The 13,419-nt window shown below is 42.4% G+C and carries 10 protein-coding genes; 2 read left to right on the top strand and 8 right to left on the bottom strand.

Going from position 1 to position 13,419, the window contains the following annotated elements; translation table 11 throughout:
- Positions 1-32: 32 nt before the first annotated feature.
- The 3 genes from BUE31_RS10815 to BUE31_RS10805 form a co-directional block, all read right to left on the bottom strand.
- A complete protein-coding gene (locus tag BUE31_RS10815; protein ID WP_073403330.1) occupies positions 33-1,283 on the bottom strand; it encodes a peroxiredoxin family protein in 1,251 nt (416 codons plus the stop codon).
- Positions 1,284-1,419: 136 nt separating this feature from the next.
- Positions 1,420-1,692 (bottom strand): hypothetical protein, encoded by a 273-nt coding sequence (locus BUE31_RS10810; protein WP_143167090.1) that lies wholly within the window; start codon positions 1,690-1,692, stop codon positions 1,420-1,422.
- A gap of 36 nt (positions 1,693-1,728) precedes the next feature.
- Positions 1,729-2,868 carry an acyl-CoA dehydrogenase gene (locus BUE31_RS10805; protein ID WP_073403326.1) on the bottom strand — a complete coding sequence of 380 codons (1,140 nt, stop codon included), beginning with the start codon at positions 2,866-2,868 and terminating at the stop codon, positions 1,729-1,731.
- A 654-nt stretch (positions 2,869-3,522) separates the two neighbouring features.
- Here BUE31_RS10805 and BUE31_RS10800 point away from each other — a divergent pair.
- Together BUE31_RS10800 and BUE31_RS10795 are read left to right on the top strand one after the other, a co-directional pair.
- Positions 3,523-5,574 carry a M13 family metallopeptidase gene (locus BUE31_RS10800; protein WP_073404223.1) on the top strand — a complete coding sequence of 684 codons (2,052 nt, stop codon included), beginning with the start codon at positions 3,523-3,525 and terminating at the stop codon, positions 5,572-5,574.
- A gap of 179 nt (positions 5,575-5,753) precedes the next feature.
- On the top strand, positions 5,754-7,808 hold the full coding sequence (locus BUE31_RS10795) for a M13 family metallopeptidase (protein WP_073403324.1): 2,055 nt from the start codon (positions 5,754-5,756) through the stop codon (positions 7,806-7,808).
- Between the two features lie 93 nt (positions 7,809-7,901).
- On the opposite strand, the gene purD is transcribed toward BUE31_RS10795, so the two are convergent.
- From purD to dnaG, 5 genes are read right to left on the bottom strand one after another with little or no spacing between them, the layout of a single operon-like run.
- Positions 7,902-9,176, bottom strand: a complete 1,275-nt coding sequence (gene purD / locus BUE31_RS10790) for a phosphoribosylamine--glycine ligase (RefSeq protein ID WP_073403322.1) — start codon at positions 9,174-9,176, stop codon at positions 7,902-7,904.
- A gap of 59 nt (positions 9,177-9,235) precedes the next feature.
- The gene (locus tag BUE31_RS10785; RefSeq protein WP_073403320.1) at positions 9,236-9,991 is read right to left on the bottom strand and encodes an MBL fold metallo-hydrolase; all 756 of its coding nucleotides are present in this window, start codon (positions 9,989-9,991) and stop codon (positions 9,236-9,238) included.
- A 49-nt stretch (positions 9,992-10,040) separates the two neighbouring features.
- Complete coding sequence (locus BUE31_RS10780; protein ID WP_073403318.1) at positions 10,041-11,117, bottom strand: glutaminyl-peptide cyclotransferase; 1,077 nt, start codon at positions 11,115-11,117, stop codon at positions 10,041-10,043.
- Between the two features lie 8 nt (positions 11,118-11,125).
- A complete protein-coding gene (locus BUE31_RS10775) occupies positions 11,126-11,494 on the bottom strand; it encodes a YraN family protein (RefSeq protein ID WP_073403316.1) in 369 nt (122 codons plus the stop codon).
- Positions 11,494-13,416 (bottom strand): DNA primase, encoded by a 1,923-nt coding sequence (dnaG, locus tag BUE31_RS10770; RefSeq protein ID WP_073403314.1) that lies wholly within the window; start codon positions 13,414-13,416, stop codon positions 11,494-11,496. Before dnaG ends, BUE31_RS10775 begins: the two co-directional genes overlap by 1 nt.
- Positions 13,417-13,419 lie beyond the last annotated feature (3 nt).

Below are 13,419 nucleotides of genomic sequence, written 5' to 3'. Positions count from 1 at the left end.
ATCCACACATGTGCACATCCGAAATCTGCACATCAACCTTTCTCTGCCAGCAGATCTTCCGTAAGCTTATCAAACTCAACAACAAATTCTGTGTAATGCTCGCCTGTTCCCGGGCCGTTAAAGCCGGTGTGGATCTTGCGAACATTTCCCTTTTTATCAATTATAATGGTAGTGGGGAAGCCTTTAAAATCGGCCAGTGCAGGCAGGCTTTTCATTGGGTCGCCTTTGGAGGGGGTAAAGCCTGTTATCAGTAAAGGGTAGGGGATCTTGAAATGATCGTTTAGTTGCGCCAGTGTTTTTTGCGATTTTTTAAAATCAGCGGTACGTTCATATGCCAGACCAATTACCTCAACACCTTTTGCATGATATTTTTTGTAATAACCGCTGTTGATAATAAAGTTGGTTTCGTCCATACAGTTAGGGCACCATGACCCTAAGATCTGTACAATAACAACCTTATTCTTAAAACGCGCATCGCTTAGCGAAACTTTATGTCCGTTAATATCAGGAAAGGTAAAAGCGATTTTTTTAAAGCCCGGTTTCAATGCGGTTAGTGAATAGGCATCGGGCAATTTGGCATTGGCGTTTTTTATGGCTGTCCATTTTGTAAAGGCTGAATAACCTGAGTAATTTTCACCATCGGTAATTACTTTATCGCTGGTAATTTTGGCCGTAAATAAAAAGGCATGGCAGCCATCAAAGCACGAAAGATAAAGCCTGTCGCCTGATACCGAACCTTCCAGGTAGCGGTAATCGCCGGTTGTACTTAAAAATGTCCCGGTTAGTTTATTGCCGGTTTGTTTAAATTCACCAACAAGTTCGTCGCGGCCATCGGTGCCTTCGCCAAAAACAGCAGCCCACCTGCCGGTTACATTAAATGCAGGTTTCTGCGGATCTTTTAAAAACCGCCATGAAGTATTTGGGGCTGCGCTAAATGGTAAAGCAGAATCATGGTCGCCCAGGTGCCTGATCCAGTTCCCGCTAAGGTTAGCGTCCACTAGCTTTAGCCTGAATTCAGAGTCAAACAGAGGCATTTTTACAAAAACAGAATCGCCTTTGGTTGTTACATCGGGTACTTTATAATGCTCGGCGCCATTTATAATGGCTATTTGCTGATGACCGGCAACATTGCTTACTTCAAAATTAAAAGGCAGCTCATGCTTGCTTTCGTTTTTTAGTATTCCGCGCCAAATCCCTGTTTTTAGCTTGACCTGGGCAGATGCTGTGCTTAATATTGAAAATGTTAATAAAATTGATAGGATGAGTCGTGATTTTAATAGCATACCCAAACCTATCAAATTTTTATTAAATTATTTCAGCACCTCTCTTGATATGACAATTCTTTGAATTTGAGGAAATCTCCTATAATTGGACGGAAGAAAACTGTGAATGCTAAGTAATTATTTTACTTTTTCAGCATTAAGGCTTTTTAACGATTTCATCCAGCTTGCTTAGAAAGCGCTCATTGAACTCGTTTTGTTTGTCAGCCTGGGCTATAGTTCGCTCATTGAACGCATTCTGCCGTTCAAAATTGATTGAAAATTGCTCCTTTACCTGATCCAGCCGGCCTAAAAAATGCTCATTAAATTTTTGCTGTTGCTGAAATTGTTGAACGGAAATATCCACGAAATTTTTGAGGGTTTCGTTGGTCTCCTTTAATATTTCCGCCTGCTGATCCTGTTTTCGCAGCATTTCTGAAATAACCACTAATAGATCCTTATCTGACAGCTATTTCAATACCTCCCTTGATATCACAATTCTTTGAATTTCGGAAGTTCCCTCATAGATCTGGGTTATTTTTGCATCGCGCATTAAACGCTCCACATGGTATTCCTTTACAAAACCATAGCCGCCATGAATTTGCACCGCTTCAATAGTAGTACGCATAGCCACTTCGCTTGCGTATAATTTTGCCATCGAGCTGGCTTGAGCATATGGTAATCCCTGGTCTTTTAACCATGCAGCTTTAAGGCACAGTAAACGGGCGGCTTCAATTTCTGTAGCCATATCGGCCAGCTTAAACTGGGTGGCCTGCAAGTCGGCAATGGTTTTTCCAAAAGCTTTTCGCTCCTTTGAATAACTTAGCGCTAATTCATAAGCGCCTGATGCAATGCCCAAAGCCTGTGCGGCAATGCCAATGCGACCGCCTTCCAAAGTGTTCATAGCAAACTTAAACCCGAACCCGTCATCACCAATCCTGTTCTCTTTCGGAACTTTAACATCAGTAAACATCAATGAGTGCGTATCAGAGCCACGGATCCCCAGCTTATTTTCTTTGGTACCTACTTCAAACCCCTCCACGCCGCGTTCAACAATCAAAGCATTAATGCCATTGTGTTTTTTAGCAGCATCTGTTTGTGCTATAACCAAATAGGTTGATGCGGTACTGCCGTTGGTGATCCAGTTTTTTACCCCGTTAAGCAGGTAATGGTCGCCCATATCAACCGCGGTGGTTCTTTGTGAGGTAGCGTCTGAACCGGCCTCGGGCTCTGATAAGCAAAAAGCGCCTATTTTTTGACCGTTAGCCAATGGCACCAGGAATTTTTGCTTTTGTACCTCATTACCATATTTTTCCAGCCCATAACACACCAGTGAATTGTTAACCGAAACCACTACGGATGTGGAAGCATCAATCTTCGATAGTTCCTCCATAGCCAGCACGTATGAAATAGCATCCATGCCGCTGCCTCCATACTCAGGTGAAACCATCATTCCTAAAAAGCCAAGCTCGCCAAGCATTTTCACCTGCTCTGCCGGAAATTTCTGGTGTTCGTCGCGTTCTATTACACCAGGCTTAAGTTCGGTCTGCGCAAAATCACGCGCTGCCTGGCGGATCATTTTTTGTTCTTCGGTTAATTCAAAATACATCTTTATATAATTCGGTCGTCAAAAATAATGTTATGCATGCATAGTAAAAAATATATACAAAAAAAAGAGAGCTTTTTTGAAGCTCCCTTTCCCCTAATTAATTTAAACTATTGATTAAACCCAAAACAAAGAACAAAAAAACCTCAGCTTGGGCGTCTGAGAATTCAAAAACAAAGTTTTTCTATAGGTAGATGTTTTATCGTTTTTCACAGATTGTATGCAGGGCTGTTCACTTCTATACAAATGTTAAGCCATAAATTTTTATTTTTTGGCAAAGGCCGTAGTCCGCATAAAAAGCAAAGGTTATGTCTTAAATTTATTTTAAGAAGGTAGCGTAACTATTTAGGAGTTGATTTTTAACTGGTTAACAAATTTAACTGTTGGTTTTATAGCATATAGTCACAAGAAACTTTGGGCCAAACTGAAATTCAACATTTCTTTAGTCATAAAATATCAGCGAAACGTAACGTAAATGTTACCTTGTTTGTTGTTCTAAGCAAGCTAATTGGTGAGTTCAGCATTAAAATATGCTTTTTTTTGATGTTTCTTTGTTTTGAATTTTGGTCAGAATGCATAAAATTCTAATTTTTGAAATATCTTGTCTGATATTTCATACACCTGTTGTATTATATTATCTACATTAAAATAAAACTGATGAATAAAAAATTAGCGATGCTGGCCATAATGGCAAGTATCATCGGCACATTATTTATATGCGCCTGTAATAACAAAACAAAAAACTATGCCGATAATGATGTGATATTTAAAGATCTGGACACCACGGTTAAACCTGGTGACGATTTTTTTAAATATGCTAATAACGGCTGGCTTAAAAAAAATCCTATCCCGGCAGCTTACGCGTCATGGGGGATCGGGAATGTGGTTGAGGAAGAATTAAGGGATCGTTTAAAAAAGATCAATGAGGAAGCTTTAACCGCAAACGCCGCAAAAGGTAGTAACACCCAAAAAATTGGTGACTTTTATTTTAGCGGACTTGATACCATTAATATTGAAAAACAAGGATTAGACCCGCTTAAACCCGAAATAGATAAAATTGACCAGGTAAAGGATGTTAAAGGCCTTGTTGATGAGTTTGCGCACCTGCAAACCATAGGGGTTGAAACTCCGATAGCCGCCGGCGTTGGCCAGGACGCAAAAAATAGCAATAAAAACTTGCTGCAGCTTTCTCAGGGAGGCATAGGCCTGCCAAGTCGCGATTATTATTTTAATACCGATGCGCATAGCGTTGAGATAAGGACCGATTATCAGCAAAAACATTTACCTATCATTTTCAAGTTATCAGGATTAAGCTCGGATGAAGCAATTGCTGCAAGCAAAAAGACCTATGAACTTGAAAAGTTTTTGGCTGATAGCTCCCGCAAACTGGAAGACCTGCGCGATCCTTATCACAACTATAATAAAATGCCTTTAGCCGGCCTTAGCAAACTTACACCGACAATTGACTGGAAGGGAACATTTGAAAAAATGGACTATAAGAATGTCGATACAGTTATAGTTGGACAGCCGGAGTATTACAGGGCATTAAATAAAGCGCTAAGCACTTATAGCATTGCCGACTGGAAAAACTACCTGCGCAAAAACCTGGTAATCTCATACGGATCATACCTGAGCAAACCGTTCGATAGCGAGAACTTCAGGTTTTATGGAACTGTTCTATCCGGCAATAAAGAGCAACTGCCCCGCTGGAAACGCGTATTAGATACCGAGAACGGTTTAATGGGCGAAGTATTAGGGCAAATTTTTGTAAAAGAATATTTCCCTGAAAAAACCAAGGAACGTTATGTAAACCTGGTTGAAGCCATGCGCACCAGCTTTAAAGAACATATTGAAAAACTTGACTGGATGAGCCAGGCAACCAAAGAAAAGGCTTATGGTAAGCTGGCAAAAGTTAATCCGAAGGTAGGATATCCCGATCACTGGAAAGATTTTTCAACCCTGACCATTGACCGCGGGCCATATGCTTTAAACGTAATGCGCGCTAATACCTTTTGGCACCGGTACGAAGCAAATAAATTAGGCAAACCGGTTGACCGTACCGAATGGGGGATTACACCGCAAACTTATAACGCTTATTATAATCCGTCAAATAACGAGATCGTATTGCCGGCTGCGCAGTTCCTTATTCCGGGTGTAAAGGATGAGGATGTTGATGACGCCGTAGTTTATGGCTATGCAGCAGCATCAACCATAGGCCACGAAATGACGCATGGCTTTGATGATGAAGGCCGCCAGTTTGATGCTAAAGGCAATCTTAAAGAATGGTGGCAGCCTCAAGACTCTGTTAAGTTTACCCAACGCGCCCAAATGCTTATCAACCAGTTTAACGGCTACAGCATTTATGGCTTGCATGTAAACGGGAAAGCTACACAAGGCGAAAACATTGCCGACCTTGGTGGAATAGTTATCGGCCTCGATGCTTTCAAGAAAACCGATCAGTATAAAGAGGGAAAATCAATAAACGGGTTAACGCCTGTGCAACGGTTCTTTTTGGGTTACTCATTGGGCTGGCTTGGGCAGGAACGGAAAGAAGCGCTTTCAAGCCAGATCCTTACCAATGAACATGCCCCGGGCTTTATGCGGGTGAACGGGCCGTTTACCGATGTACCTGAATTTTATGAAGCCTTCCATATTAAAAAGGGCGATAAAATGTGGCTTGATCTGGATAAACGGGTGAAGATCTGGTAACGCCTCACCCTGCCCTCTCCAAAGGAGGGGGTTCTAAAAAGGTATTTTTTAGAGGTGCAAATTTTGCACCTCTTTGCATTTTATAACTAATCTCTAACCACCTTTCCAAAACTAATCTCTGATCCCTAGCCTCTTATCTCTCTTTTTACTACATTTGTTAATAGCTAACTGATCCTCTCATGAAAATAATAACTACTAAACCTGTTATTTATATAGCGGCATTGACAGCATTCGCGCTGTGTGCCTGGCAAGCCAAAATATTGATCGATAAACCCAACGACCCGATCCATAAAAACCTTGATTCGTCAGTTAGTCCCGGCGAAAATTTCTTTTTATACGCTAATGGCACCTGGATAAAACAGAACCCTATCCCGCCTGCCTATTCAAGCTGGGGTATTGGGAACGTGGTAACGGAAGAGATCCGTGATCGCCTCAAAAAGATCAATGAAGATGCCTTAAAAGCTAATGCGGCTAAAGGTACATCCACCCAAAAAATAGGTGATTTTTATTATAGCGGTTTAGATAGTACCGGCATTGAAAAGGCGGGAATCTCACCATTGCAGGAGCAATTAAACTTAATTGATAAGGCTGAAAATGCGCAGGACATTTTGAACGCCGCTGCTATATTAACCACCACCGGCACACGTAATATTTTAGGCATGCGGGTAGGACAGGATGATAAAAACAGCTCGAAAATGATGGTGCAGCTGGGGCAAACCGGCTTGGGCCTGCCTAACCGCGATTATTATTTTAAAACAGATGCCCGTACTACCCGCATCCGCGCCAATTATACAGACAAGTATTTGCCCGCAATGTTTAAATTATCCGGCTGGGATGAGCAAAAAGCATTGACTGGTGCAAAAAGCGCCTATACCATTGAAAAGTTTTTGGCTGATAGCAGCCGCAAACTGGAAGACCTGCGCGATCCTTATCATAACTATAACAAAATAACCATTGCTCAGTTAAGCAACTTGACACCATGTATTAACTGGACGACCCTTTTTAAAACATTAGAGCTTAAACCTGTCGATTCTGTAATTGTAGGGCAGCCGGAATATTACAGGGCAGTAAATAAGGCTTTAAAAACCTTTTCTGCCGATGACTGGAAGGCTTACCTGCGGTTAAAATTGATCACTTCATACGCCCCCTATTTAAACAATGCAGTGGCTGATGAAAGCTTCCGTTTCTCGGGAAAAGTTTTACGTGGCCAAAAAGAGCAGCTGCCGCGATGGAAACGGGTACTTGATACCGAAAACGGCATAATGGGCGAGTTGCTGGGCCAGCTGTTTGTAAAAGAATATTTCCCCGAAAAAAGCAAAGTGCGCTATGTGGCTATGGTTGAGGCCATAAGGCAGGCTTACCGCGAGCATATTCAAAAACTGGACTGGATGAGTGCCGAAACTAAACAAAAAGCGCTTGTCAAACTAAATGCCATCCACCCAAAAGTTGGCTACCCGGACGAATGGAAGGACTTTTCGAGGTTGAATATTAGCCGCGAATCTTATGCCGGCAATGTGATGCAGGCCAGGCATTGGGGCTACCTGGTGAATATAAATAAACTGGGCAAGCCGGTAAACCACAAGGAGTGGAGCATGACACCGCAAACCTACAACGCCAGCTACAGCCCATCAAACAATGAGATCACTTTACCTGCAGCTCAACTGCTTATTCCGGGAATAAAAGACGATGAGGTTGATGATGCAGTGGCTTATGGCTATGTGGCGGCATCAGTTATTGGGCACGAAATAACCCACGGTTTTGATGATGAAGGCCGGCAGTTTGATGCCAAAGGCAATTTAAAAACCTGGTGGACCGCACAGGATTCTATAAAATTCACACAGCGTGCCCAGGTGCTGGTAAACCAGTTTAATGGTTACGTGGTGCTGGATAGCCTGCACATAAACGGCAAAGCCACCCTTGGCGAAAATATTGCCGACCTTGGCGGGATAGTTTTAGGTGTTGACGCGTTTAAAAAAACAACGCAATACAAAGAGGGTAAAAAGATAAATGGCTTTACACCCATGCAGCGGTACTTTTTAGGCTATGCCTTAAGCTGGCTCGGCCATCAGCGGGATGAAGTATTAGCTAACCAGATCTTAACAGACGTACATGCCCCGGCATTTTTAAGGGTAAACGGCCCTGTTACTGACGTGCCCGAATTTTATAAAGCATTTCACATTAAAAAAGGGGATAAAATGTGGCTCGATCCGGATAAGAGAGTAAGGATCTGGTAGAAATTGGAAAAGTCGGAAAGTCAGTAAAGTCCGAAAGTCGGTAAAGACCGGTAATTGCACCTATGGTATTTACTGACTTTACCAACTTTTGGATTACAACAAATCAAATCCGATATCTTTCCTGAAATACATGCCATCATAATAAATGCGGCTTGCGTCGGCAGTGGCTTGCTGCAGGGCTGTAAACATGTCATCCTGTAAAGAAGTTATTGCCAAAACTCTTCCGCCCGATGTTTTTATCTCTTCGCCATCAAGGTAAGTGCCTGCATGAAATACCTGCGAATCGCGGACGTTTTCAATGCCGGTTATGGTTTTGTTTTTTAAATACTCGCCGGGATAACCGCCAGCAACCATAACTACTGTGGCAGCTACTTTGTTGGATATAATTAATTCTTTCTCATCAAGGTTCCCTTCGGCAACTCCCTGCAACAGATCAACCAGGTCGGTTTCTATGCGCATCACTACGCTCTCGGTTTCCGGGTCGCCCATGCGGCAGTTATATTCTATCATATAAGGGTCGCCGCCGCAGTTCATCAGCCCGATAAATATAAAGCCTTTATAAGGAATGCCCTCTTGTTTTAAGCCATTAATGGTGGGTATAATAACCCGCTGCTCAACCTTTTGTAAAAATTCCTCATTTGCAAATGGCACTGGTGATACAGAGCCCATACCGCCGGTATTTAAACCGGTATCGCCTTCACCAATGCGTTTATAATCTTTAGCAGATGGTAATACCTTGTAATTATTGCCATCAGTAAGTACAAAAACCGATAGCTCAATCCCCTGTAAAAATTGTTCAACCACCACTTTTGAACTGGCCTCACCAAATTTAGCCTCCGTAAGCATTTCTTTTAGTTCCTGTTGTGCTTCCTGTACGGTTAAGCAGATCAAAACACCTTTTCCTGCTGCAAGTCCGTCAGCCTTTAATACAATAGGTAAGCCTATGGTTGCTAGGTATTCAAAGCCTTCCTGCAAGGTATCGCGGGTAAAGGTTCTGGATGCTGCTGCGGGGATGTTGTTCCGAGCCATAAACTGCTTGGAAAAATCTTTGCTGCCTTCAAGCTGTGCACCTTCGCGTTGAGGGCCAATTACCGGGATGTCTTTCAACTCGTTATCGGCCAGGAAAAAATCATGAATGCCTTTAACAAGCGGTTCTTCGGGGCCAACCAAAACCAGGTTAACCTTATTATTTAAAACAGCCTGTTTAATACCTTCAAAGTCGGTTACTTTAACATTCAGATTTGTGCCATACTGGCCGGTACCGGCATTGCCGGGCGCTATGAAAAGCTGTTCGCATTTTGGACTTTGGGATAATTTCCAGGCGAAGGCGCTTTCCCTTCCGCCCGAACCGAGGAGCAGGATGTTCATAGGGCAAAGATAGGTTTTTGAGTCGGAAAAGTCCGAAAATCAACAAAGTACTGTGGTAATTATTCCGCCCACATTAGCCGGTTTGAAAGCCCAGCATTGGCAAAGCCTTTTTCTATTTCATTTTTTGATTCAGTAAAATGCTCCCAGCCCTCAAAATGCAGGGGAACTATTTTGGCTTTAGCAAAATATTTTGCTGCTGTAATTGCTTCATCAATCGTCATGGTTAAATGGGCTGCGCCAACGTTTTTTACTACAGCCGCGCCCATAAAAAGAACAACGGTTTTTATATCAAATCTTTCGCCAACTTCTTTAACGCCTTCATACCAAACGGTATCGCCGGTTATGTAAACAGCGCCATCAGTATCATCTTTAAAATTTAATACAAATCCGGTTACAGGTCCGCGGTCACCATTTACAGGTCCATGCCTGCAGGGTGTTCCGGTTATTTGTAAAATACGGTTGTCCCTGGTTGGCACTTCAATGGTTTCCCAGTTTTTTATGCCGATGGCATTGCCGCCCAGCCTTTCAGCGCCCGGTGGAGTTGTATATACTTTATCCACTGCCGATAAAAATTGCCTTCCCGCATGATCAAGGTTATCAAAGTGATGATCATGACTAAGCAGCACAAAATCAATTTTGCCTAGACTACCAGCGTTTATTGCCGGGTTTGATAATTTGTGCAGCACGTAAAAACCTGTATCGTATGTGGTATCTTTGGGGTCAAAGGCCGGGTCAGTTAAAAACCTTAATCCGGCAACTTCAAACAACGCGGTTGCGCCTCCAATATATTTTATAATTATTTCGTCTGCTATCATAAATAATAAACGTTGTGTTTATTGGCAGTGTTTTAGTTTGCCTCTTTTATTACTTTTTAGTGAACGAAACATGGTACAAGTGCGGCCATTTTTTGCCGGTTATAAAAATTCTTTTTGTTGATGCATCGTAGGCTATGCCGTTTAACACATCGGCACTTGGCGACCGTTTCCCTTCGGGATACAGGCTGCTTAGATCTATCCTTTGTAAAACGGCACCGGTTTTAGGATCTATCGCTATAATGGTATCGGTTTTCCAGACATTGGCATATATTTTACCATCAATATATTCCAGTTCGTTTATTTCGTTCACCGCTCCCTTATCGTCATAAACATCAATAAACCCGGTTTGGCGATAGGTATCTTTGTCTAAGAAAAAGATCCTGTTGGTGCTATCATCCATATATAGTTTTTTGCCATCAAAACACATTCCCCAGCCTTCAACGCCTATATTAAACGGAATTGTTTTCAGCAGTTTAAATGATGTTTTATCATATATATTGGCTATTTTTTCATGATAGGTTAGCTGGATGATCTTGTCGCCAACAATAGAGATCCCCTCTGCAAATACTTTTGGGTCAACCATTGTTTTTTGCAATACCTTGCCCGTAGTTAAATCAACCCTTCTTAAGCTCGACTGGCGATCTTTTACCTGACCCGGCGGCGGATCTAAATAACCACCGCCGCTTTCAAACAAAAAGCCATCCTGGTACAATAAACCTTCGGTATAGCTGCCTGTGTCATGCGGGAAAACCTTTTCAACTTTAAATGTATATTCTTCGGGCGCTTTTGACGGCAGCAGAATGATATTTGTTGAGATATCCTGGTTTTTGCCGCCACTATAAACTTTGGCTGTTATTATCCGGGGGCCCAATGCAATGGTATCAGTTTTTAATGATAACGCTGTTGAATCTTTTTTCGAGCCGATCTTTATAGAATCGAGCAGGTAAACCACAGAATCGGGTTTTGATCCGGCCGGGTAATGCGCTTTCACAGCAACTATATCGCCTGATTTGTAGGTAGTGCCGGCCTCGGGGCTGATGCTTATGCCGGCATCCTGCTGTTTGTTGTTACAGCTAAAAACCAACAAGGCCGCGGCTGCTAATAATAGGTTGAATTTAAATTTCATGATATTGTTTACATGGCTGTTGGCCAAAACGCGTCTTCTATATGTTTTAGTATGTAATTGTTATTCCTGTCAAACAAAACCGATATAATATCAAACCGTACCTCGCCCTGGTGGTTCATCAGGTAAATATACTCTTCTGCCGCCTCAACCAATAACCGTTGTTTACGGGCATCTACAAAATCTTCCGGCTCGCCAAAACCATTGCCGGTCCGGGTTTTTACTTCGGTAAATATAATCACCTTGTTTTTATATGCAATAAGGTCAACCTCAAGGCGGCCATGGGTCCAGTTCTCATCAAGGATCTCGTACCCGGTATTTTCCAGGTGTGCCTTTGCTAAACTTTCTCCCTTTCGGCCCAGGTCGTTATGCTGTGCCATTATTTTAATATTACTGAGCCAAGGTAATCGGAAATGGTTTTTTCCACCTTTTTCATCTGCATGTATTGGTTCAGTAAGATCTCCTGGTCGGCTTCAACGTTTGTTTTTTGCAATTCGTTCCGCAAGCCTTGTAATATTTTGCCAACTTTTTGCTTTTTAAGATGAAAGATAGCCCCTAAAATAGTGGCTTTCATATTGCTTTGCTCATCATTCACCAGTATCTTATGCATCTCGTACCAGTTTTCGCTCAGGGTATATTTGGTTGCTATCAGGTTAACGGTTATATCAACAATATCTTTTTCCGGGTAATGAATAAAATATTGTTCATCGGGCAGCACTCCATTTTCAACTTCTTTGCGATAGATCTCTGTAAACTTTTTAGCAGGCAGATACTCAAACTCCACATCGCTTAATTCAGCTATCATAAATGGACCGATATAGGTATTTGCTATACCATCCCAATCAATAACCTTGTTGCCATATAATAATAATAGCCTGATGATCTCCTTTTCCTGGTTTGACTCATCTTTTTCAACCTTTATCTCCGGCTCATCAAAAAAATGGGGTTCATCAAGCGGAGCAGGCCTTGAGGTTTGCTGCTGCGAATCTTTTTTGGCTTTCGCCATCCGGATTTTGTTGAGCTCGGATAACAACGCCCGCTCATCTATCTGCAATAAATAGCTGCATTCTTTTATAAATACCGATGCTTTGATTGAGTCGGGGATCTTGGCAACGCTTTCAACAATTTCCCTTATTACATCTGCCTTTTTTATTGGATCATTCCCTACTTCCTTGAGCAGGATGTCGGTTTTAAAAAGGATAAAGTCTTTCTTATTATCGGCAATGTGCTTTTTAAAGCCATTGGTGCCAAAGTTGCGTACGTATGAGTCCGGATCATGCCCATCAGGGAAAAGAACAACCTTAACATTAAGGCCTTCTTCCAATATCATATCCAAACCACGCAATGATGCTTTTATCCCGGCAGCATCACCGTCATACAAAATGGTAATGTTTTTTGTGAAACGGCCAATAAGCCTGATCTGCTCAACGGTTAACGAGGTGCCGGATGATGCCACCACGTTTTCAATCCCCGCCTGGTGTACTGAAAGCACATCGGCATAACCTTCAACCAAATAGCAATTATCTTCCTCGCGAATCGCTTTTTTTGCAAAGTAAAGCCCATAAAGCACGTTGGATTTATGGTAGATCTCTGACTCTGGCGAGTTTACATATTTGGGTACATTCTTATCGTTTTTAAGCGTTCGGCCACCAAATGCTATTACCCTGCCGGTAAAGCTGTGGATGGGGAACATCACACGGCCTCTGTAGCGATCATACAGCGATCCGTTGTCGCGCTTAACCGAAAGTCCGCTCTCTTCTAAAAACTGCTGCTGGTAACCTTCTTTTAGAGCCTGGCCGGTAAAAGCCTCCCATTGATCAGGCGAGTAGCCCAGCTCGAATTTTTTTATGGTATCGTTGGTAAAGCCCCGCTCTTTAAAATAGCTTAACCCGATGCTTTTGCCTTCATCTGTTTCGAGCAGGCTTTCATGGAAAAATTTGGCTGCATAACCGGAAACGATCATCAGGCTTTCGCGGTGGTTTTCTTCTTCTTTATTCTCAAAAGCCTCAACCGTTTCTTCAACCTCTATGCCGTATTTTTTTGCCAGCCATTTAAGCGCTTCGGGATAGGTGAATTTCTCCAGCTCCATTAAAAAAGTAACAGCCGAGCCGCCTTTTCCAGAAGAAAAATCTTTAAAGATCCCCTTAGCCGGCGACACGGTGAATGATGGCGTGCGCTCATTAGCAAAAGGCGAGAGGCCCACATAGTTGGCGCCGCGTTTTTTTAACTGTACAAACTCGCCTATCACCTCCACAATATCTGTGGCTTCCATAATACGGTCGATAGTTGGCTTGGTAATCATTAA

The sequence above is a fragment of the Mucilaginibacter sp. OK098 genome (assembly GCF_900142915.1).
Taxonomy (GTDB): Bacteria; Bacteroidota; Bacteroidia; order Sphingobacteriales; family Sphingobacteriaceae; genus Mucilaginibacter.
This window is presented reverse-complemented; position numbering and strand designations above follow the sequence as displayed.